This window comes from Frondihabitans sp. GW821-FHT04F02, from assembly GCF_059420045.1.
Genome location: NZ_JBWKSZ010000006.1, coordinates 110053 through 131489, shown reverse-complemented (window position 1 = coordinate 131489; position 21437 = coordinate 110053). Strand labels below are relative to the sequence as shown.

The 21437-nt window shown below is 71.4% G+C and carries 22 protein-coding genes; 13 read left to right on the top strand and 9 right to left on the bottom strand.

The features are described from left to right. Positions 1–22: 22 nt before the first annotated feature. The gene (locus AC07TY_RS16235) at positions 23–1063 is read right to left on the bottom strand and encodes a glycoside hydrolase family 6 protein (RefSeq protein WP_494785994.1); all 1041 of its coding nucleotides are present in this window, start codon (positions 1061–1063) and stop codon (positions 23–25) included. A gap of 107 nt (positions 1064–1170) precedes the next feature. Further along, a complete protein-coding gene (locus tag AC07TY_RS16230) occupies positions 1171–2391 on the bottom strand; it encodes a multidrug effflux MFS transporter (RefSeq protein WP_488625065.1) in 1221 nt (406 codons plus the stop codon). Positions 2392–2432: 41 nt separating this feature from the next. Between AC07TY_RS16230 and AC07TY_RS16225 the strand changes: the two genes are divergently transcribed. After that, entirely contained in the window at positions 2433–2909 is a 477-nt protein-coding gene (locus AC07TY_RS16225; RefSeq protein ID WP_233579944.1) for a MarR family winged helix-turn-helix transcriptional regulator, read from the top strand. 67 nt (positions 2910–2976) lie between these two features. Here the strand turns inward: AC07TY_RS16225 and AC07TY_RS16220 are convergent, their stop codons facing one another. Continuing rightward, the gene (locus AC07TY_RS16220; protein WP_494785993.1) at positions 2977–4227 is read right to left on the bottom strand and encodes a mannosyltransferase family protein; all 1251 of its coding nucleotides are present in this window, start codon (positions 4225–4227) and stop codon (positions 2977–2979) included. Between the two features lie 125 nt (positions 4228–4352). Here AC07TY_RS16220 and AC07TY_RS16215 point away from each other — a divergent pair, with 125 nt between their 5' ends. Both AC07TY_RS16215 and AC07TY_RS16210 read left to right on the top strand, forming a co-directional pair. Next, a complete protein-coding gene (locus tag AC07TY_RS16215; protein ID WP_488625063.1) occupies positions 4353–4931 on the top strand; it encodes a sulfite oxidase-like oxidoreductase in 579 nt (192 codons plus the stop codon). Then, positions 4928–5725: an FAD-binding oxidoreductase gene (locus AC07TY_RS16210; RefSeq protein ID WP_494785992.1), complete on the top strand. Its 798-nt coding sequence runs from the start codon at positions 4928–4930 to the stop codon at positions 5723–5725. Before AC07TY_RS16215 ends, AC07TY_RS16210 begins: the two co-directional genes overlap by 4 nt. Positions 5726–5759: 34 nt before the next feature. Here AC07TY_RS16210 and AC07TY_RS16205 read toward each other — a convergent pair whose 3' ends face one another. Further along, on the bottom strand, positions 5760–6791 hold the full coding sequence (locus tag AC07TY_RS16205) for an aldo/keto reductase (protein WP_123505817.1): 1032 nt from the start codon (positions 6789–6791) through the stop codon (positions 5760–5762). An 87-nt stretch (positions 6792–6878) separates the two neighbouring features. On the opposite strand from AC07TY_RS16205, the gene AC07TY_RS16200 reads away from it, so the two are divergent. Then, positions 6879–7337, top strand: a complete 459-nt coding sequence (locus AC07TY_RS16200) for a hypothetical protein (protein ID WP_123505816.1) — start codon at positions 6879–6881, stop codon at positions 7335–7337. A 16-nt stretch (positions 7338–7353) separates the two neighbouring features. On the opposite strand, the gene AC07TY_RS16195 is transcribed toward AC07TY_RS16200, so the two are convergent. Together AC07TY_RS16195 and AC07TY_RS16190 are read right to left on the bottom strand one after the other, a co-directional pair. Next, positions 7354–7728: a hypothetical protein gene (locus AC07TY_RS16195; RefSeq protein ID WP_494785991.1), complete on the bottom strand. Its 375-nt coding sequence runs from the start codon at positions 7726–7728 to the stop codon at positions 7354–7356. Between the two features lie 26 nt (positions 7729–7754). Then, entirely contained in the window at positions 7755–8909 is a 1155-nt protein-coding gene (locus AC07TY_RS16190; protein ID WP_494785990.1) for a fatty acid desaturase family protein, read from the bottom strand. Between the two features lie 177 nt (positions 8910–9086). On the opposite strand from AC07TY_RS16190, the gene AC07TY_RS16185 reads away from it, so the two are divergent. From AC07TY_RS16185 to AC07TY_RS16155, 7 genes are all read left to right on the top strand, one after another. Then, positions 9087–10217, top strand: coding sequence for a hypothetical protein (locus tag AC07TY_RS16185; RefSeq protein ID WP_494785989.1), 1131 nt, complete (start codon positions 9087–9089; stop codon positions 10215–10217). After that, entirely contained in the window at positions 10214–12211 is a 1998-nt protein-coding gene (locus tag AC07TY_RS16180) for a GMC family oxidoreductase (RefSeq protein WP_494785988.1), read from the top strand. The genes AC07TY_RS16185 and AC07TY_RS16180 overlap by 4 nt, the downstream gene beginning before the upstream one ends. Then, positions 12208–13854: a GMC oxidoreductase gene (locus AC07TY_RS16175; RefSeq protein WP_494785987.1), complete on the top strand. Its 1647-nt coding sequence runs from the start codon at positions 12208–12210 to the stop codon at positions 13852–13854. Before AC07TY_RS16180 ends, AC07TY_RS16175 begins: the two co-directional genes overlap by 4 nt. Continuing rightward, positions 13851–14909 carry an alpha/beta hydrolase gene (locus AC07TY_RS16170; protein ID WP_494785986.1) on the top strand — a complete coding sequence of 353 codons (1059 nt, stop codon included), beginning with the start codon at positions 13851–13853 and terminating at the stop codon, positions 14907–14909. The genes AC07TY_RS16175 and AC07TY_RS16170 overlap by 4 nt, the downstream gene beginning before the upstream one ends. Further along, positions 14900–15574, top strand: coding sequence for a hypothetical protein (locus AC07TY_RS16165; RefSeq protein WP_488625057.1), 675 nt, complete (start codon positions 14900–14902; stop codon positions 15572–15574). Before AC07TY_RS16170 ends, AC07TY_RS16165 begins: the two co-directional genes overlap by 10 nt. A 99-nt stretch (positions 15575–15673) precedes the next feature. Continuing rightward, entirely contained in the window at positions 15674–16312 is a 639-nt protein-coding gene (locus AC07TY_RS16160; protein WP_488625056.1) for a DUF308 domain-containing protein, read from the top strand. After that, on the top strand, positions 16309–16599 hold the full coding sequence (locus tag AC07TY_RS16155; protein WP_123505807.1) for a hypothetical protein: 291 nt from the start codon (positions 16309–16311) through the stop codon (positions 16597–16599). Before AC07TY_RS16160 ends, AC07TY_RS16155 begins: the two co-directional genes overlap by 4 nt. A 147-nt stretch (positions 16600–16746) precedes the next feature. Here the strand turns inward: AC07TY_RS16155 and purB are convergent, their stop codons facing one another. The 3 genes from purB to AC07TY_RS16140 are packed head-to-tail and all read right to left on the bottom strand — an operon-like array spanning position 16747 to position 19090. Further along, on the bottom strand, positions 16747–18126 hold the full coding sequence (purB, locus tag AC07TY_RS16150; RefSeq protein ID WP_494785985.1) for an adenylosuccinate lyase: 1380 nt from the start codon (positions 18124–18126) through the stop codon (positions 16747–16749). Next, positions 18123–18677: a low molecular weight protein-tyrosine-phosphatase gene (locus tag AC07TY_RS16145; RefSeq protein WP_494785984.1), complete on the bottom strand. Its 555-nt coding sequence runs from the start codon at positions 18675–18677 to the stop codon at positions 18123–18125. Before AC07TY_RS16145 ends, purB begins: the two co-directional genes overlap by 4 nt. Before the next feature lie 5 nt (positions 18678–18682). Then, positions 18683–19090, bottom strand: a complete 408-nt coding sequence (locus AC07TY_RS16140; protein WP_123505804.1) for a phage holin family protein — start codon at positions 19088–19090, stop codon at positions 18683–18685. A gap of 53 nt (positions 19091–19143) precedes the next feature. On the opposite strand from AC07TY_RS16140, the gene AC07TY_RS16135 reads away from it, so the two are divergent. After that, positions 19144–20208, top strand: a complete 1065-nt coding sequence (locus AC07TY_RS16135; protein WP_488625053.1) for a histidinol-phosphate transaminase — start codon at positions 19144–19146, stop codon at positions 20206–20208. A gap of 50 nt (positions 20209–20258) precedes the next feature. Beyond that, positions 20259–21404, top strand: a complete 1146-nt coding sequence (locus tag AC07TY_RS16130; protein WP_123505802.1) for a thiamine pyrophosphate-dependent dehydrogenase E1 component subunit alpha — start codon at positions 20259–20261, stop codon at positions 21402–21404. Positions 21405–21437 lie beyond the last annotated feature (33 nt).

Below are 21437 nucleotides of genomic sequence, written 5' to 3'. Positions count from 1 at the left end.
GATTCTAGAGGCCCGGCGCGACCTACGACCGTCGCAGCGCGACCAGGCGCTCGGCGTACGACGAGAACCACACGCCCGCCTTCGGCCCCCCGTTGCACGAGCCGTCGCTGATGCCCGGCGTCTTGATCCAGAGCAGCGCGTCGAGCCCGGTGGTCCCGTAGGTCACGTGCGGCGCCTGCCCGAGTCCGACTCCCGACGGGTTGCACCAGGTGCCCTTCCAGCCCTGGCCGTTGCGCGACACGTCGATGACGTAGTGCGAGTCGCCGGTCAGCGCCGACACCTTCTCGGCGAAGGCGCGCTCGTCGTCGACCGGATAGAAGCTGGCGACGTTCGTGAAGAAGCCGCGGGCGTCGGCGATGCCGGCCTTCTCGAGTCGCTCGGCGATGACGGAGGGCTGGACCCAGTGGCTGTTGCCGGCGTCGAGGTAGGCGGGGACCTTCGCCGCCGCGAGCTGCTCGACGGCCTGCTTCACGAGCGGGAGCCGCCGCTCGGTCTCGTCGGGGCAGTTGGTGAGCATCGCGAGCGAGTCGGGCTCGACCATGACGACGGCGCGGTGGCCCTCGAGCGTGTCGGCGACCGCCTGAGTCCAGACCGGGTACTCCTTCTCCGACCAGCCGCCGGCCGAGAAGTCGCCGCAGTCGCGGTTGGGGATGGCGTAGAGCACGAAGACGGGCGTCGTGCCGGCCTTCTCGGCGGCGGCGACGTTCTTCGCGACGACCTTCTTCACCTCGGCGACCGAGTACTGGTCGCCGAGCCACATCGCCGTCGACGTCTTCGCGATCTCCTCGGCCGCCGTGGCGGCAGTGTCGTCGCCCTTGTCACGCAGGGTGACGGCCGCGCGGGCGGCGAGGCTGTCCGCCTGCACGTACAGCCCTCCGGCGTACAGCGTCTGGTTCGACTCGGCCTGGATCGTCGTCGGGGTGGGCGTCGGGGTCTCCTTCGGCGTGGGCTCGCTGGTCGTCGAGCCCGAGGTGCAGGCCGACGCGACCACGGCCACAGCCGCGCCGACCATGGCGACGGCGGCGAGGCGCCGGGCGAGAGAGCGGGTGCGGCGAGGGGTCATGGGGTCCGATCGGGCGTCGCGGGTCAAGGGGCGCCCCACTTCGCACGCTCTCCCAGTGCACCACGCCTCGCCCGATCCGGCAACGCCCGCATCGAGGGGGCGAAGCCTCAGCGCCGGCGGCCGACCACCAGGAACGCGGCGACAGCGACGACGGCCGAGCTCGTCATGACGATGGCGAGAGGCAGAGCGGTGTGCTCCCCGCCGAGTCCGACGAGGGGCGAGACGAGGGCTGCGAGCCCGAACTGGAGGGCCCCGAGGACGGCCGAGCCGGTTCCTGCCGCCCTCGGAACCGCACCCAGCGCGAGCGCCGTCGCATTGCCGAGCACGAGGCCCAGGCTCGTCACGGCGACGAACAGGGGGATCGGCAGCAGTGCGACCGGTGCGCCGGTGACGACGAGCACCAGGATCGCGACGGCCGCCGCGAGGATCAGCAGGAGGCCGACCCGCACGAGCGAGCGCTCCGGCCGGGTGGCGGCGAGCTTCGCCGCGACGGCGCTCATCGCCACGAGCCCCACGGCGTTCAGCCCGAAGAGCGCGCCGTACGCCGGTGCCGAGAGACCGATCATCACCTGGTACACGAAGGGGCTGGCCGAGATGTAGGCCATCATCACCGCGAAGGCGAACGCGAAAGCCAGGGTGTAGCCCAGGAACTCCCGCGACCGCAGCGCACCCCACCCGGCGGGGGCCGTGCTCTCCCGGGCGGCCCGCCGCCTGTCGGGGGTGTGCGACTCGCGGACCACCAGCGCCACCGCCACGCAGCTCGCGCCCACGATCCCGAAGACCACCCAGAGGATGCCGCGCCAGCCGATGCTCGACACCAGGAGGCTCCCGACCAGCGGGGCGACGACAGGGGCGACGCCGCCGACGATCATCATCAGGCTGAAGGCCTTGGCCGCCGCCTTGCCGGTGGCGAGATCGGAGATGATCGCGCGGCCGATGACCATGCCCGCGGCGCCGGTCAGCCCCTGCACGAAGCGAGCGGCGATCAGGATTCCGACGGTCGGGGCGAGCGCGGCGACGGCACTCGCCGCGACGCAGACGAGAGCGCCGATGAGGAGGGGGCGGAAGCGTCCGACGCGGTCCGAGAGCGGGCCGAAGAGGAGCTGGCCCACGGCGATGCCCACGAGGAAGGCGGTCAGCGAGAGCTGGACGGCCGTGGCCGTGGTGTCGAGCTCGCGCGTCATGATCGGGAACGCCGACAGATAGAGGTCGGTGCCGAACGGGGCGAGGGCGGAGAGCAGGGCGAGGACGACGAGAAGCCTCGGCGTGAGGCCGCGGTGGCCGGTCGGCAGAGCGCGGGAGGCGGTGTCGGTCGAAGTAGCAGTCATAGTTATAAAACTATAACTGATGGAGCGCCTAAGATCGAGGCGTGAACACCCTGGCCGACGACGCTCCCTGGGCCGACCTCGCAGACTTCGTGGTGACGGTCGCCCGCGAGATCCAGACGCACGGGTTTCCGGACGACGTCGTCGAGCTCGTCGGCTCGGAGCAGATGGTCATCCGCTACATCCACCGCAATCCCGGGTCGAGCCCCAGCGACGTCGCTGTCGGGACAGGCCTTCAGCGCAGCAATCTCAGCGCGGCCCTCAGGACGCTCGAGGCACGTGGCCTCGTCGAGCGCCGGCCCGATCCGTCGGACGCCCGGCGCGTGCAGCTGTGGCACACGGCGGCCGCCGACGCCAACCTCGATCGCCTGCGCGCCGCCCGGTCGGCGTTGATCGCCGAGGCGCTGGGCGACGAGGTCGACCCCGTCGAGGGCGCGCGGGTGCTCCGGCTGCTCGAGCGCGTCGAGGCCGGGCTCACGGCAGGCCGCCGCGCCGCCGTCGAGTCGGCCGCGCGGGCCTAGACCCCCCGGAAGCGGCGTCCGCCCCCGGCAGCGACGCTGCGCGCGTGCCGTAATGCGGGGTCCACGGTCACGGAGGTCCGGTCAGCCAGAGCGTCACCGCCGCCGACACCTGGAACGCCAGCGCCGACGCGAGCACCATTCGCCGCAGCGCGGACCGGTGCGTGATGCTGTCGACGGCGACGAGCGGCGCCAGCGGCATGATGAGCCGCGCGATGCTCTGCTGCGGGAGGAAGACCGCCAGCAGGTACAGCGCGAACGACGTCAGGTAGGCCCGGACCTCGAGCCCGAGCCGGCGGAGCGACGGCTTGCGCATGCCGTAGATCCAGAGAGCGGCGATCGCGAGCACGACGACGGCGCCCAGGATGCCGAGGAAGTGGACCAGCATGATGAACCACGGCGTCAGCGGCACGAACTTCGGCTCGAAGCCGAGCACCTGCACCCACCATGACATCTCGGTCTTCAGGTAGGCGTCGGGGTCGCCGGTGATGCCCGCCGCGATGAGCGGCCAGGCGAGCCCGGCGGCGCCCATGACGACGCCGGCGAACACGGCCGACGCCCGCTCGGTCTTCGGGAAGTCGTCGCGCTCCTTCCAGAACCGCACGACGACCACGACCAGCAGCGCGAGCGCGAGCGCGAGCGCTCCGGGTCGAGTGAAGGCCGCGACCACCCCGCACCACATGAGCGTCACGTACCGCCGGGTCATCAGCGCCCACAGCCCGGTGAACATGAGGAAGAGGAACATGCTCTCGGCGTAGCCGACCTGCAGCACGAACGCCATCGGCCCGAAGACGAAGAAGACGGTGCCCCAGAGCGCGCCGAGCTCGTCGACCCGGAGGCGCAGCAGGCGGTGGAGCATGAGCGCGGCGAGGGCGCCGAACACCGTCGCGACCCCGACCCCGACGGCGGCGGTGTCCCAGCCGGTGATCTGGGCCAGGATCTGGGTCGCCCACGGGAAGGCCGGCAGGAAGGCCCAGGCGTTGGGCTGCACGCTGCCGTCCGTCGCGACCGGCAGCTGGTGCGGATAGCCGTGCTGGGCGATCTGCACGTAGTAGCGGGCATCCCAGATCGTTCCGAGGAACCCGAGGAACCCCTTCGACGAGCCGCCGTCGACGTAGCCGTCGGCGTATTGGCCGGGAGCGGTGGCGGCGACCCGGTAGAGCACGAAGAGGATCGCCGTCGAGAAGACGCGCGAAAGGCCGTAGAGAGCGAGGACTGCGCCCCACCACGGGAGCCGTCTCGCTGCTGTGAGCAGACGCGACGGCGATGTCAGGGGCTCGGCTACGGCGACACTCGTTGTTGCAGGGTCTCGGTCCAGCACATCACATTGTATTCACGCCCGACCGTCGGGCCGCATCACCCCGGAGGGTGAGACCGACCGTTCCGTCCCTTCCTTCGCGGGTCGCGAGGTGCCAGGCTGGTCTCACCCACGTCGAGGAGGCCCCCTTGGTCGGTTTCACCGGTACCGCGAGTCGCCGCAAGGCCGCCTCGGATCTGCCACCGGGCCAGTACCTGGAGCGCGGCTTCCCGGTGCTCTCGGCCGGGCCGACGCCGAACATCAAGCGCTGGGAGCTCCAGATCGCGACGGAGAACGGCGCGAAGTCGCTCAGCTGGGACGACTTCCTGGCCCTCCCGCAGGAGGACATCACGACCGACATCCACTGCGTGACGAGCTGGACCAAGCTCGGCACGCGCTGGCGCGGGGTCTCTCTCGACACCCTGTTCGACGGCCTCGACACCGAGCACGAGTTCGCCATGGCTCACAGCTACGGCGGCTACACGACGAACGTGCCGCTCGCCGACCTCCTCGGGGGCAGGGCGTGGATCGCGCACACCTTCGACGGTCAGCCGCTCGCCCCCGACCACGGCGGGCCGGCGCGCCTGTTCATCCCGCACCTCTACTTCTGGAAGAGCGCGAAGTGGGTCCAGGGCATCCAGACGATGCCCACGGACACCCCCGGGTTCTGGGAGGGCCTCGGCTATCACTCCCACGGCGACCCGTGGAAGGAGGAGCGCTACTCGTGACGGGTACCTGGCGCCGGGCGGTCTGCGTCGGCGCCCGGTCCGAGACGAGCAGCGCTCGCACGATCCGCCTCCGCATCGACGGGTCCGGCGGTTCCGACGGGTCGGGCGGGTCCGGCGGTTCTGACGGGTCGGGCGGCCTCGACGTGCTCCCCGGGCAGCACGTGGACGTGCGCTTGACCGCCGACGACGGCTACCAGGCCGTCCGCTCGTACTCCTTGTCGGCCGTTCCGAGCCGCGGCCCCGCGGGGCACGCGCTCGCCGCCGACGAGGTCGAGCTCACCGTCGAGAAGCTCGCCGACGGCGAGGTGTCGCCCTACCTGGTCGACGGGCTGGAGGTCGGCGACCCGGTCGAGATCCGCGGCCCGATCGGCGGGTGGTTCGTGTGGCACGAGGCCGACCCCGCTCCCGTGCAGCTGATCGGCGGCGGCTCGGGCGTGGCGCCGCTCATGGCCATGCTGCGGGCGCGGGCCGCGAGCGCGACAAGCGCCGCCGAGTTCCGGCTCGTGTACTCCATGCGAGTTCCTGCGTCCGAGTACTTCCGCACCGAGCTCGCTGCGCTCGAGGCCGCAGGAACGGCGACGGTCGACCGCGTGTACACCCGCGTCGCGCCGCCCGGGTCGTCGCGCCCGCCCGGCCGGCTCGACACCGCCGTGATCGAGAGCCTCGTGCTGCCGCCGGGCGCGTCCGTGTTCGTCTGCGGCCCCAACGGGTTCGTGGCGGCGGTCGCGGCGTCGCTCGTCGAGCTCGGCCACGACCCCGCCCTGATCCGCACCGAGAGGTTCGGCGGCGCCTGACGGCGCGATCCTGCGAGACCCGAGGGCGCAGGAACTAGCGCCCGCCCCCGATCTTCCTGACCCTCTGCGCGACTCCGGCCACCCCGTACGGGTAGTCGTCGGCCGCCGGGGCGCTCGCCGCCGACAGCGTGGCCACGTCGCCGGCGCTCAGTCCGAGGCCGCTCGCGCCGAGGTTGTCGACGAGCTGGTCGACCGTGCGCGCGCCGAGGATGACGCTCGTCACGGCGGGCTGCTCGAGGAGCCAGGCGATGGCGACCTGCGATGCCGTCGCGTCGTGGTCCTTAGCGGTCGCCTGGACGGCGTCGAGGATGTCCCAGGTGCGCTGGTCGCCGTTGCGGGCCTCCCACGCCTCCATGCCGCGGGCCGGGTTCTCACCGAGGCGCGAGGCTCCCGTGGGCGACTCGTCGCGCTTGTACTTGCCGGTGAGCCAGCCGCCGCCGAGGGGCGACCAGGGCAGAAGGCCGATGCCCGCGTCGAGCGAGGCGGGGACGATCTCGTGCTCGATGTCGCGCACGAGCAGGGAGTATTGCGGCTGCAGCGTCACCGGCGGCACGAGGTCGAGGGCCGCGGCGCGGTGCACGGCCTTGGTGAGCTGCCAGCCGAGGTAGTTCGAGAAGCCGTAGTAGCCGATCTTGCCGGCGGCGACGGCGTCGTCGAGGAAGCGCAGCGTCTCGTCGATGGGGGTCAGGGCGTCCCACGCGTGCATCTGGTACAGGTCGATGTGCTCGACTCCGAGGCGGGTGAGCGAGGCGTCGAGGGCGGTCCGGAGGTGGCGGCGCGAGAGGCCGAGGTCGTTGGGGCCGTCGCCCATCGGGAAGCGGCCCTTGGTGGCGAGCACGATCTGCTGCGCCTCGGTGGGGTGCGCGGCGAGCCAGGAGCCGATGATCGACTCCGAGACACCCGACGAGTACACGTCGGCGGTGTCGACGAACGTGCCGCCGTGCTCCACGAAGGTGTCGAGGATCTGGTGGGAGGTCTGCTCGTCGGCTTCTGCGCCGAAGGTCATGGTCCCGAGTGTCAGCTCCGACACGATGGTTCCTGAGTTGCCGAGGTTTCTATAGTCCATGAGGGGGACGCTAGACCCGGCAGGCGTCGTCGGGCCGGGCGTACCCCGACCGACGCCTGCCCGGTCGCGAGGTCTACCGTCTCGCGCATGGCCACTACAGCGCATGATCACGAAGCCCTCGCCCGCCAGGCGGAGGTCGCCGAGCTGCACCCGACCGCCGAGCCCAAGCACCTGCTGGCGCCGCTCGCGACCCGCATCGTGCTCCGGAGCCTCGAGGCCGTGCACGGCGACCGTGAGCTGGCGATCGTCGGCGAGTCGTTCCTCACCGCCGTCGTCGACGGCGGCAGGGTGCTCTTCTACGCCGGGTGCGACCCCGTGTGGAAGGCGGCGTCGATCGACGTGTCGAGGATCGCCGGCGTCGAGAACACCGTCAACGACGTGGGGTCGGGCGAGTTCCTGCCCCACCTGCGTCTCACCGGCAGGCTCACCACCGGCAGCCTCTACGACCTCGACTTCGAGGTGCTGCACGTGAAGGACGGCGAGCTGCGGCGCGACCTGCACATCGACGACGAGCTCACCTGGTGGGTCGAGGCCACGGAGCAGTAGATCACCATGCAGTCGGTCAGCTCCTGCGCCCGAAGACCCGGGCCAGAGCCCGGCGGGCGCGCGCCGTCAGCTCGTCGGTGACCCCGTTCGAGACCGCGACGATGCCGTCGACTCCCTCGGCCGTCGTCAGGGTCGACATCGACGCCGTCAGGTAGTGCGAGCGGGCCTTCTGCGTCGTCGCGAACACGACGTCGAGCTCGACCGCGGCCGAGCGCAGGAGGCGCAGGGCCTCGCCGTCGGTCAGATCGTAGCTGGCGGCGAGGAGCTCGAGACTGGGCGAGATCAGGCCCTGGGCGAGCCACGCCTCGGCCCGCGCGCGGAGAGCCGTGCCGTCTTCGAGGCCGAGCATGCGGCGCGCCTCCGCGGTGCGGAGTTCGTCGAGGGCGGCCATGACTCGACCCTAGATGCTGGAGGCGATCAGCGCGGGCGGAGCTCCGCCGCCATCGGGCAGTCGAACGGGCGACGCGCGGCGAGGCCGACGCGGTTGAGGTAGCGGATGACGGTGCCGAACGCCTGCGGCAGGCTGTTCTGGGTGTAGGGGACGCCGTGCTCGAGGCAGTGCTCGCGCACCATCTTCGAGGCCTTGCGGAGGTGCGGTCGGGCCATGCTCGGGAAGAGGTGGTGCTCGACCTGGTAGTCGAGGCCGCCCATCGCGAAGGTCATGAAGCCGCCGCCGGTGATGTTGCGCGAGGTGAGGACCTGCTTCGACAGGAAGTCGACGCGGCTGCCCTCGGGGATGATCGGCATGCCGATGTGGTTCGGCGCGAAGGCCGAGCCCATGTAGAGGCCGAAGATCGCGAGCTGCACGCCGACGAAGGCGAACGCCATGCCGACCGGGAGGAACCAGAAGATCAGGCCGAGGTAGACGGTGAAGCGCACCGTGACCATGGCGATCTCGTGCCAGCGCTTGTCGACCTTGCCGCGCCCGAAGAGCGTGCGGTACGAGAGCAGGTGGAGGTTCACGCCTTCGAACAGCAGGATGGGGAAGAAGGCGTAGCCCTGCTTCTGCGTGAACAGGCGGCTGAGGCCGCGCTGCTTGACGGCGTCCTGCTCGAGGAACGACACGGTGTCGTAGTCGATGTCGGTGTCGCGCCCGATCGTGTTCGGGTTGCCGTGGTGCTTGGTGTGCTTCGAGGTCCACCAGGCGTAGCTCATGCCGACGACGCCCGACGCGAGGATTCGGCCGACCCGGTCGGAGACGACGCCCGACGAGAACACCTGGCGGTGCGCCGTCTCGTGAGCGAGGAAGGCGTACTGCGTGAAGAGCAGGCCGATGCCGCCGGCGATCAGGAGCTGGAACCAGCTGTCGCCGAGCAGGAACGACCCGGCGACGGCGCCGGCGAGCAGCAGGGTGACGACCACGAACATGCCGATGTAGAAGCCGGTGCGGCGCTCGAGGAGGCCGGCGTCCCGGACTCGCGAGAGCAGGGCGGTGTAGGTGCTGATGGGCTTCGACGTGGCGCCGGAGGTGGTGCCGCGGAAGCCGGCCGGAAGCTCGGCGCTGTTGCGGACCCGGGTCGGCACGGGGTCGGCGACCGTGGGGGAATCGAGGACGGACAAGTCATCTCCCATGACTGGGGATCGACTTCTCAGTCGCGGGTTCGAGCAGGTGCTCCGGTACAGATATCGCGAACGTAGCGGGGAAGGCTGGGAAGGCGCCTCCGGCGCGCTGTGCGTCCGTCTTCGCCCGGTGCATCCATCTCCGATCTGTAATATCTGACACTCTGCATTTTGGTAGACTCGTCCGTCATGACCACACCCACCTCACGGCACCTCGCCGTCACCACGGTCGCCGCCGCCATCGCGGTATCGGCGGTCGTGCTCCTCGTCGGCGAGGCGCTGCCGCTTCTCGCGGGATGGGTGATTCCCACCGTCCTGGCCGCTGCGACGGCGGCGCTCGTCGTGCGGGGGCGGCTCCTCGCGTCCCGGGGCCAGGTCGAAAGCGCCCGGGCCCTCGCCGGGTGGGCCGGGGTGGCATCCGCGTTCGCCCTGTCGGCCGGGTCGACCCTGGCCGGGATCGGCGGCGGCCTGCTGGTCGCGCTCGTCGCCATCGTCGCAGTGAACGCCGTGCTCGCCCTGTGGTTCCGCTCGCCTGTCCACTTCGCGGCGACGCAGTGGCTCGCCTTCGTCTGGTCGGCGATCGCGCACGTCTACGGGATGTTTCCGCTGGCCGGGATCGTGGCCGCACTCGCCGGCGTCTGGTGGACCAGCGCCGTCGGCCTGTCGCGCACCGTCGTCGTGTCGACGACGATCCTGATTCCCCTCACCGCGGCTCTCGCCGTGCACCCGCTCACCCACGACGGCCCGGCCGTCGACGGGGCCGACGTCGCCACGCTCGCCGGATTCACCGCCCTCGCCGTCCTGATCGGGGCGCGACGGGTCGACCGCCCCACCTACGAGCGCCTGTGGCCGCTGATGCGGCTGACGGCGTCGGTCGTGCTCGTCGCGCAGATCGCGCTGGGCGGCATCCCGGCCGTGGCCGGCCTCCTCGAGCCGCGCTCGCCGTGGCCGGGTCTCCTGCTGGGCGTCGGGTGCCTGTGCGCGGCGATCGTCGTGGCTCTGCTGAGTGACGTGCGGCCCCGCACCCACCGGGTCCTCGAGTACTGCGGGCTGCTGATCGCCACGGTAGCCGCGGCCGTGCTCGGCGGTGCGACGGCGGCCACGGTCGTGGCGGCGCTGTCCCTCGCTGTCCCGGCCGTCGTCGACATCGTCCTCCGGCGCGAGGCGACGTCGACCCGGCTCGGCATCCTCGTCGCCGTCGGGCTCGCGTTCGTCGTCGTGGCTCCGCTCCCCTTCGCCGGGGTCGTCCTCGTGCTGTTCGCTCTGTCGGCCGCCGTCGCGGCGCTCGGCCTCGGTCTCGACAGCAGGAACTCGCGGTGACCCGCCCCACCGTCACCCGCCGCGGCTTCGTGGCCGCCGGGGTCGGCGCGATCGGCGCCGCCGCGGCCGTCGCAGGGGTCGCGTCGGCGCAGCCGGGGTTCACCCCGCGCGTCGAGGCCGGCCCGCGCCGCCCGGTGACCGACACGAACGCCCTCGCCGACCGCGACGAGTTCGACTACGTCGTCATCGGCGCAGGAGCAGGCGGCGGCCCGGTCGCCGTCCGTCTCGCCGAGGCGGGTCACAGCGTCCTCGTCGTCGAGGCGGGGCCGGCGAAGACCGACGCCGACGTGTACTCGATCCCCGCCTTCCACCTGTTCGCGTCGAGCGATCCCGAGATGAGCTGGGACTTCCACGTCCGGCACTACACCGACCGCGCGCTGCACGGCTCCGCGTTCGTCCGGGAGGAGGACGGCGTGCTCTACCCTCGGGCGTCGACCCTCGGCGGGTGCACCGCGCACCACGCGATGCTCATGCTGGCGCCCGAGAACGACGACTGGGACCGCATCGGCCGGGCGATCGGCGATCCCAGCTGGAACGCCCTCGGAATGGCGCCGTTCGAGCGCCGGGTGCGGGAGTGGCTTCCCATCGAGACGTCACCGGCGACGCTTCTCGCGAAAGACCCCGTGCTGGCGCGGATCGTCACGGCGGCCGTGGTCGATACGGCCGGTCAGGCGGGGCCCGCCACGGCGGTCGACGCGGTCAACGGCCGTGTCGGGGGCACCCTGTTCGACCCCAACGACCCTCTCGCCATCGAATCGCTCCGTGAGGGCGCGACCCTCGTGCCTCAGTCCACGCGCGACGGCCGCCGCTACGGCGCCCGCGAGCGGCTCCTCGAGGCGGCGCCCCGTCTGGCCGGCACTCTGTTCTTTCAGACCGACGCGCTCGTGGAGCGCATCGTGTTCGACGAGGGCGGCTCGCGGCCGAGGGCGGTCGGGCTCGACGTCCTGCTGGCGCCGAACGCCTACGGGGCGAGTCCCCGTCAGCGCAGGCTGTCCCACACCGAGCGGCGGGCGGCTCGACGGCGGGTGACCGTGCGCCGCGAGGTGATCGTCGCGGCGGGCGCCTTCAACACGCCCCAGCTGCTGCTGCTGTCGGGCGTCGGCCCCGCGGCTCACCTGCGCGAGCACGGCATCGAGCCCGTCCTCGACCTCCCGGGCGTCGGCGCGAACCTCCAGGACCGCTACGAGATGACGGTCGTCACCGAGTACGACCGTCCGTTCTCCGTGCTGCGCGGCGCCACCTACGGCGCTCCCGGCGACCCCGGCGTGGCGCAGTGGCGTGCCGACGACCCGAACGCGCTCTACCGCTCGAACGGGATCCTCATCGGCATGAAGCAGAAGGTGGCGGGCGGCTCCGACCATCCGGAGCTCTTCGTCTTCGGCGCGCCGTCCAATTTCACCGGCTACCGGCCCGGCTTCGCAGCAGCCGGTCTCGCCGGTGGCACTCACTTCAACTGGGCCGTGCTGCGCGGCTACACGACCAGCAACCACGGGACCGTCCGCCTCCGCTCGGCCGACCCCACCGACACCCCGGCGATCAACTTCAAGTACTTCGGAGACGGCCGCGGCGGCCCCGAGAGCGACCGCGACCTGGCGGCGATGCGCGAGGGCATCGCCCGGGCGAGGAGCATTAACGAGACCGCTCGGCATCTCCGCTTCTCCGACGGGGTCACCGACATCGAGACGTATCCCGGGCCCGACGTCGAGTCCGACTCCGATCTCGACGACCTCATCCGGCGCGACACGTGGGGGCACCATGCCAGCTGCAGCGCCCGCATGGGGAGCGACGGCGACCCGATGGCCGTGCTCGACTCGCGATTCCGTCTGCGCGGGGCCGACGGGGTCCGCGTGGTCGACGCCTCCGTCTTTCCCGCAATCCCCGCGCTCTTTCCCCTCATGACCATCTTCGCCATGGCCGAGAGAGCCGCGAGCGAGATCATCGCCGACTCCGTCCGCAGCGATCGAGCGGCATCCACCGAAGGAGGCGCCCGATGAGCGCACCATTCACCCGGCTCGCGAGCGACGCGATGCCTGCCGACTGCGAGGTCGTCGTGATCGGCTCCGGCTTCGGAGCGTCCGTCGCCGCTGCCCGCCTCGCGCCGCAGGTGGCCGACGGCGACCTCGTCGTGCTGGAGCGCGGCCGAGAGTGGCTGCCCGGGGAGTTCCCGACCGAATTCTCGGAGGTGAGGTCGTCGGTCCGGACCAAGCGGAATCCCGACGGGCTGTTCGACCTCACCTTCGGCCGCGACATCGACTCGCTCGTCGCCTCCGGTCTCGGCGGCGGCTCGCTCATCTACGCGAACGTGCTGCTCGAGCCGCGTCCCGAGGTCTTCGCCGAGGGGTGGCCCGCCGAGATCACTGCCGCGTCGATGGCCCCGTGGTTCGACCGCGTCCGGGCGATGATGCGCCCGGAGACGTGGCAGGGTCCGACGTTCGCCAAGGCCGCGGCCCTCGGCAGCCTGGCCGACGCCCATGGCACGGCGTCGACGCGCGTGCCCGTGGCCATCAACCTCACCCGGCCCGAGCCTCTCAACGCTCACGGCGTCGTGCAGCCGCAGTGCACCCTCTGCGGCAACTGCATGACCGGCTGCAATGTCGGCGCCAAGGGCACGCTCTGGACGAACTATCTTCCGGCCGCCGTCCGGGCCGGCGCCCGTCTCGTCACGCGGGTCGAGGTCGAGACCGTTGCGCCGTCGCCTCACGCCGGAAGACGGTGGGTGGTCCGCGGGCGCCGGTACGAGCAGCGCGGTCGCCGCGCGACGGCTGTCCCGTTCGAGGTGAGCTGCGACCTGGTGGTCCTCGGTGCCGGGGCGATCGGCACCACCGGCATCCTCCTCCGCAGCACCCAGCTCGATCTCTCACCCGCGCTCGGCGACCGCTTCTCGGGCAACGGAGACGCGCTCGCCGTGGCCTACAACTCGACCGACCGGCGCACCGGCCTGGGCGCCGCCGACCAGCTCGACCCCGACTTCCGGACCGGCCCGACCATCACCGAGATGGTCGATCTGCGGACGCCTACCGGCGGGCACCTCGTGCAGGACGGCGCGATCCCGCACGGCATCGGCGAGATCCTGCGGCGGATCCTCGGCGCCCGGTTCGCGCTGCAGCGCGACCAGAAGGTGTGGTGCGACATCCGCGCGGGCGGCTGTCCGCCCGGCTGCGGCGCGCTGGAGCACTCGCAGGTGTGGCTCGCCATGGGAGGCGACGGCTCCCGGGGACGGATCATCCTCGACCGCCGCGGAGTACCGCGCGTGGTCTGGCGCGACTCGGGCACCCACGGCGTGTTCGCCGCCGAGGCCAGCGACATCGCGCTGCTGTCGGAAGACGCCGAGGCGACCCTGGTCGCCAACCCCCGGCACGCTCTGATGGCGCGCGGGAAGCCCTCGTACACGCCGATCACGGTCCACCCTCTCGGTGGCGCCGTGCTCGCCGACACCGCCGACGCGGGTGCCTGCGACTCCCGCGGGCGAGTCTTCGACGGTCGCGGCGGAGTCCATGCCGGGCTCTACGTCGTCGACGGCGCCCTCTGCCCGACCTCGACCGGTGCCAACCCGTCGCTGACCATCGCCGCGCTCGCCGAGCGGATCACGGCCGGACTCGTCGCCGACGACCTCCTGCGGCTGCGAGCCGGCGCATGACGCGCCTCGGCCGCGCGCTCGGCGTCCTGCTCGCAGTGGCGTCCGTCGTCGCGCTCGCAGTGCCGGTCGTCGCTGAGGCGGGTCCGACTTCCGCGCCCGCCGGCGTCGTCACGCTGCGGGCGGACCCCGCCTCGGTCGTCCCCCGACTCGAGACCGGCTGGCTGTCGGTGCCCGACCTCGGGTCCGGGGCGCACCGGGTGCGGGTCGGCGTCGTACCCGCGCGCGGGGTGGAGGTGGCGGAGGTGCTCTTCCTGCACGGCCACGCCGACCGGCTCGACAACCACCCCGCGCTCTTCGACGAGCTGAGCCGGGCGGGCGTCCGCGTCGTGTCGTTCGACCTGCCGTCGCACGGCCTCACCGATGCCGGCCCCATCGACGTGTGGAGCTTCGACGACCTGTCCGAGCTGGCGGCGCGCGTCGCGGCAGCGACGTCGACCGAAGACGACACGCCGTTCGTGCTCGCCGGCTGGTCGTTCGGCGGGCTGCTCGCCACCCGCATCGCGCAGAGCGCCGATCTCCTGGCGGCGTTCGACCGGCCGGTCTCCGGACTCGCGCTGGAGGTCCCGGCGCTCGCCCCGTATCCGGCCGCGGGAGGGGACGGGGTCTCCCGACTCCGCGCGCTCACTCACGACCGCAGTGCTCCTGTCGCCGGGCCGCCGAGCCCGGCGTCGCCGCTGCTCGACCCGCTCTTCGCCGGGCGCCTGCTCGTCGAGGCCGAGCTCGCATCGGCGAGGCCGCTCCCGGCCGGCATCCCCGCTCTCGTCGAGCTCAGGGACCCCGCGGACGACCTGTACGTCGACACCGCCGCGGTCGCCCGATGGGCGATGGGCCGAGCGGCTGCGGCCGGCGCCGACGTGACTGTCCGCACCTGCGCCGGGGCCCGGCACGGCCTCGACTTCGAGGCGTACCCGCTCGGCCCGGCGGCTCGCGCCGACCTCGTCGACTTCGTCCGAGCGGCAGCGGAGGGGCGCCCCGTGATCGAGGACCGTCCGAGCACGCACAGCTCGACCACGCAGGACCCCGCCGTACAGAAAGAGGTAGCGCCATGTCGCTGACCACCGCAGCCCAGCGCGCCACACCAGTCCTGGCCCGGTTCACCGAGCGGATGGTCGGCGGTGTCACGGCCGTCACCGGCGCTGAGCCCGTCGACGTCCCGGGCCGTGCCGATGCGGTGGGCGACGACATCGTCGCCCAGGCACGGGCGGCGGGGCTCGGAGTTCCTGCGCCCTCGCGGGTTCTCGACCTCGACGGGCTCCAGCTCCGCGTCGGCGTCGTGCCGGACGGCCGCGACGGCTACCGCTCCACGGTCGCGAGGGGCTCGGCGCGAGGGCTGCCCGGGTTCTCGGCCCGGCCGGTGCTCGCCGGATTCGCCGACCTCCTTCCTCGGGGCGGCCCCGGCGATCGCCGCATGTACTATCGGCTCGTCGTCGGGCCGGTCGACGGTCCGCTTCTGGTCGAGGGCGTCAAGGTGATCCGCGGCAGTCGGCTGCGCGTGTGGCAGCAGACCACGACGCTCTACACCCGGGTCTCGACGCTCGCGTCGGAGCACGACATCGAGACGGTGGTGGCCAGGCCCGACCGTCCGCTCGTCGGGGTCGTGCCCGTGGCCGCCGGAGTCCTACGAATCCGCCCGGCCGACCTCGTGCGCCAGGTGCTGAGCATGCGCGGGCGGATCCCCCGGTTCCTCGTCGGATTCGCGTGGCGCCTCGCCGTGCGGTGAGCGGCCCGGTCGAGAACCCTCGGCGCCGAGCAGCCTCGGCGAGCGGCCGGTTCGGCCCGGGGTAAACTCGATCGTCCCCAATCCACCGGAAGAAGAAACGTGACGGCCCACCAGCTAGACGCCGCGAGCGACTCGCGCTACTGGCCCGTCCCCATCCTCCGGGCGCTGCCGCTCCTCGTGCTGGGCATGGTCACGACCTTCGTGAACGACCACTCGCCGAACATCGGCCTCACCACCTTCGGCGCCACGACGGTGGCGGGCGGCGTGATCCTCGCCCTCGCGTCGTACCGCTTCCTCTCCGACCCCAGCAGCCGGCTCATCGCGATCGTCCAGGGCGCCGTCGGCGTCGCCTTCGGGCTCGTGGCGCTGCTCGTCCCGACCGGCGGCCTCGTGCTGCTCGTCGCTGTCGTCACCGGCTGGGCGCTCATCACCGGCGTGCTCGAGCTCGTCGCAGGGCTTCGGCGTCGCGGCCGGAGCGCCCTCTCGCGCGACTGGATGATCGTCGGGGGACTGACCCTGCTGCTCGCCGTGATCTACCTGATCGTGCCGACCGACTACTCGAAAGAGCTCGGCGGCATTGAGAAGATCCAGGGCACCCTGACCTCGTCGACGATCCTGGTGGGCTTCGTCGGCGCGTACGGCGCGCTCGTCGCCGTCTTCCTGATCATTCAGGGCCTGTCGCTCAAGTGGCAGACGGGCACGCACGAATCCAGCACCGACGGAGCACACTCCTCATGACCACACCCAGCCGCCGCGAACGCGTCCGTCCGGCCGAGCTCCTCGGCCTCTCGGCGGTGTTCGCCGTCTTCACCGGCCTGATCGTGCTCCTGGCGACGCGCGAGCTGAACCTCGCCGGCATCTTCCTCTGCATCGCGTTCATCCTCGCGGTCGTCGTCCTGGCGATGCTGTCGCTCGCCTCGAAGCCGAACGACGCCGAGATGCACGAGATCCGCGACGAGAACGGCCGCATCAAGGGCATGCTCGAGAGCGACGACGACGACCGCCACTACCCCCGCGGCCACTGAGTTCACCCCGGCCGAGGCCTCTCGCCGCCCCCCTCCGAATTTCAAGGAGAAATTCGCCGGCAACCCCGGCAGATCAGCATGCCGGGCGTCGCGACAGCAAAATCTCCTTGAAATTTTCTGCCGGGCGCAGGAACTGGGCGCACGCACCTACCGCAGGTAGCTCACGAGCGACGCGGCGAGACCCGTGTACGTCGCGGGTGTGAGCGCCGTCAGCCGTGCCTTGGCGGCGTCGCCGATGTCGAGCCCCTCGACGAATGCGACGAGGTCGGCCTGCGAGACGCGGTGGCCGCGCGTGAGCTCCTTGAGCAGCGCATAGGGATCGCTGATGGTCGAGCGGCCGGCGGTGATCTCGGCGCGGATGACGGTCTGGATCGCCTCGCCGAGCACCTCCCAGTTGCCGTCGAGGTCGTCGGCCATGGCGTCGGCGTTGATCGAGATCTCGCCGAGGCCGCGGGTGATGTTGTCGAGGGCGAGCATCGAGTGGCCGAAGGCGACGCCGATGTTGCGCTGCGCCGACGAGTCGGTGAGGTCGCGCTGGAGGCGGCTCGTGACGAGGGTCTCGGAGAGCGACGAGAACAGGGCGCTCGACAGCTCGAGGTTGGCCTCGGCGTTCTCGAACCGGATCGGATTGATCTTGTGCGGCATGGTCGACGAGCCGGTCGCGCCGGCCACCGGGATCTGGGTGATGTAGCCCATCGAGATGTAGGTCCAGATGTCGGTCGCGACGTTGTGGAGCACGCGGTTGGCGTGGGCCACGCGGTCGTAGAGCTCGGCCTGCCAGTCGTGCGACTCGATCTGGGTGGTCAGCGGGTTCCAGGTGAGGCCGAGGCCCTCCACGAACGAGCGCGAGACGGAGACCCAGTCGATGGCCGGGTCGACGGCGACGTGCGCCGAGAACGTGCCGGTCGCGCCCGAGAACTTGCCGAGGAACTCCGAGCCCGCGATCTGCGAGCGGATGCGGCCGAGGCGGTAGGCGTAGACCGCGAACTCCTTGCCGACGGTCGACGGAGTCGCCGGCTGACCGTGGGTGTGCGACAGGATCGGCGTCTCGGCGTGCTGCTCGGCGAGGCCGGCGAACAGGGCGATGACGTGGTCGAACCGGGGCAGCCACACCTCGAAGACGGCCTGCTTGACCGTGAGCGCGTAGGAGAGGTTGTTGATGTCCTCGCTGGTGGCGGCGAAGTGGGTGAGCTCGGCGATCGACGCGAGGCCCAGATCGGCGAGGCGGGCGCGGACGTAGTACTCCACGGCCTTCACGTCGTGGCGCGTGGTGGCCTCGAGGGTGGCGAGCTCGTCGATGTCGGGCTGGCCGAAGTCGGCGACGACCTGGCGGAGCGCGGCCTTCTGGTCGGCGGTGAGAGGCGGAGTTCCGGCGAAGGAGCGATCGGTCTGCGCGATCAGCCACTCGATCTCGACGTGGACGCGGGCCCGGTTCAGGCCGGCCTCGCTCAGGAACTCGCCGAGTTCGGAGACAGCGGGACGGTAGCGGCCGTCGAGCGGGCTGAGGGGCTGGGGAGGAAGGCTCATGAGGTGGATCCCTGTCGGAGTGCTGGTTCGATCTGCCGGAACAGCGCCGTCGACGCGTGCTCGACCATGTCGAGGACCGTCTCGAACATGGCGGCATCGGAGTAGTAGGGGTCGGGGACGTCCGTCCCGTCGCCTGCGCCCGTGGCCGCGTCGCGGTCGAAGCTCAGCAGCAGCTGCACCTTCGACCGGTCGGCCTCGGTCGGAGCCCAGCCGCGGAGGATGCGCTCCTGGCCCCGATCGAAGACCACCACGAGGTCGTGGCGGTCGTAGTCGGCGGCCTCGAACTGCCGGGCCCGATGCCGAGAACCATCGTAGCCGCGCCTCTGGAGGGCGGCGACCGTGCGGGCGTCGGCGTGCTCGCCGACGTGCCAGTCGCCGGTTCCGCGGGAGCCGACGACCACGCGGTCGCCGAAGCCTGCCTCCTCGACGCGAGCCCGGAAGACGACCTCGGCCATGGGGGAGCGGCAGATGTTTCCCGTGCAGACGAACACGACGCGGAAGAGGGGCGGGGTGTCGCCGTCCTCGTCGAACGCGCTCACCTCGAAGGCCATGGTGGTCAGGCTCGCCCGCGCACGTTGCCGAACAGGGGGCGGAGCACGAGGCCGATCAGCCAGCCGAGGATGGCCAGGACTAGCGCACCCAGGATGCCCCAGCCGAAGTTCTCGACGTCGAGGCCGAAGCCGATCACGTCGGAGACCCAGGCGACGACGAGGAGGAGCAGGCCGTTGACGACGAACGACACGAGGCCGAGCGTGAGGATGTAAAGGGGGAAGGCGACGATCCGGATGACCGTGCCGACGATGCTGTTCACGAGGCCGAAGATGAAGGCCACGAGCAGGTAGGTGAGGACGGTCGGCACGACGGTCTTATCGCCGAAGGAGTCGACGCTCACGTGGGGAGCGAGGAGGAACGTGGTCAGCCAGAGGGCGAGGGCGTTGATCACCAGTCGCACGAAGAATCGCATGGGCACCACTATGCCGACCCGGGGCCGTCGGTGGTAGCCCGTAGTCTTGCGGGATGACCGTTCCCGTTCGACTCCGCCCGGAGATCGCCGCCCTTCCGCCCTACCGCCAGGGCAAGCAGGCCGACGCTCACGCGTTCAAGCTGTCGAGCAACGAGAACCCGTTCGAGCCGCTCCCGGCCGTGCTCGACGTGCTCCGCGACACCCTCCAGGTCAACCGCTACCCCGACGGCGCGGCGTCGGGCCTCCGCTCCGTGCTCGCGGAGCGCTTCGGCGTCGGCATCGACGAGGTCCACGCCGGTGCCGGCTCGATCTCGATCCTGTCGCAGCTGCTCCTCGCGACGGCCCAGCCGGGTGACGAGGTCGTCTACGCCTGGCGCTCGTTCGAGGCCTACCCCGGCCTCGTGACGGTGACCGGCGCGACGAGCGTGCAGGTGCCGAACCGCGCCGACGGCAGCCACGACCTCGAGGCCATGGCCGCCGCCGTCACCGACGCGACGCGCCTCGTCATCATCTGCTCGCCGAATAACCCGACCGGCGAGGTCGTCTCGACCCACGACTTCGAGCGCTTCATGGCCGCCGTGCCCGAGTCGGTCCTCGTCGTGCTCGACGAGGCCTATGCGGAGTTCGTCACCGACGACACCGCCGTCCAGGGCGAGTCGCTCACCGAGAAGCACCCCAACCTCGTCGTGCTGCGGACCTTCTCGAAGGCGTACGGCCTGGCCGGACTCCGCATCGGCTATGCCATCGGCCCGGCCTATGTTCTCGACGCCGCGCGATCCACCGCGATCGCCCTCTCGGTCACCGCCATGGGTCAGCAGGCCGCGATCGCGTCGCTGGAGCACGAGGAGGAGCTGCTCGAGCGCGTGTCGCGCATCGTCCGCCTCCGCGATCAGGTGCGGCAGGCCCTGATCGACCAGGGCTGGGACGTCCCGAGGGCGCAGGGCAACTTCGTCTGGCTCCCCACCGGCGAGCACACGGCGCGCGCCGCAGAGGTGTTCGACCGCGCCGGAATCGTGGTCAGGGCCTTCGCCCCGGAGGGCATCCGGATCTCGATCGGCGAGTCGGCGTCTGTCGACAAACTCCTAGGAGCGGCCCAGGAGGTTGTCCGTAGCCTCTAGGTTCCGAGGAGGAGCATCCCTATAGGCTCGTCCTCATGTCATCTGACGCGATGGGGCACGGCGTGCGCCCGACAGCAGAGTCCGATCCGGGCGCCGCTCCCGTCCAGCTTCTGGACACCGCTGGCGTCCTCCAGGTCTCCGACGCCACCGCCGAGTTCCTCCCGGTGATCGAGGCCCTCTCGGACGACACCCTCCGGTCGTTCCACCGCGACATGGTGCTGACGCGACGCTTCGACGACGAGGCCGGCAACCTCCAGCGCCAGGGCCAGCTCGCCCTGTGGGTCCCGAGCCACGGGCAGGAGGCCGCGCAGGTCGGCTCGGCTCGAGCGACCCGGCCGCAGGACCACCTCTTCCCCTCGTATCGCGAGCACGCCGTGGGCATGGTCCGCGGCATCGACCCGGTCGACGTCGTCCGTCTCCTCCGCGGCAACACGCACGGCGGGTGGGATCCGGCAGAGCGCCAGAACTTCCACCTCTACACGCTGGTCATCGGCTCGCAGACGCTGCACGCCACCGGCTACGCGATGGGCGTCGCCATCGACGGCGACTACGCCACCGGCGACCCCGAGCGCGACACCGCCGTCATCACCTACTTCGGCGACGGCGCCACCAGCCAGGGCGACGTCAACGAGGCCTTCATCTTCGCCGCGAGCTTCCAGACGCCCCAGGTGTTCTTCCTGCAGAACAATCAGTGGGCCATCTCGGTCCCGGTGGCCACGCAGTCGCGCACTCCGCTGTACCTCCGCGGCACCGGCTTCGGCATCCCCTCCACGCAGATCGACGGCAACGACGTCCTCGCGAGCTACGCGGTGACGCTCCGCGACATGGACGCCGCTCGCGCGGGCGGCGGTCCCCGGTTCATCGAGGCGATGACGTACCGCATCGGCGCCCACACGACCTCCGACGACCCGACGAAGTACCGCACCGACGACGAGCTGCAGTCGTGGGTAGCGCGCGACCCGATCGTCCGCTTCGAGCTCTTCCTGCGCAGCCGCGGCGAGAGCGACGCCTTCTTCGCCTCGATCGAGGAGGAGGCGAACGACCTCGCCGAAGACGTGCGCAAGCGCACGCTCGCCCTCGAGAAGCCCGACAACGACTCGATGTTCCGCCACGTCTACTCGGAGCGGCACCCGCGCATCGACGAGCAGAGGGAGTGGCTCAGCAACTACGAGTCGTCCTTCGGAGAGACCTCATGACCGACGCCACCCAGACCCTCGCCGCCGCGTCCC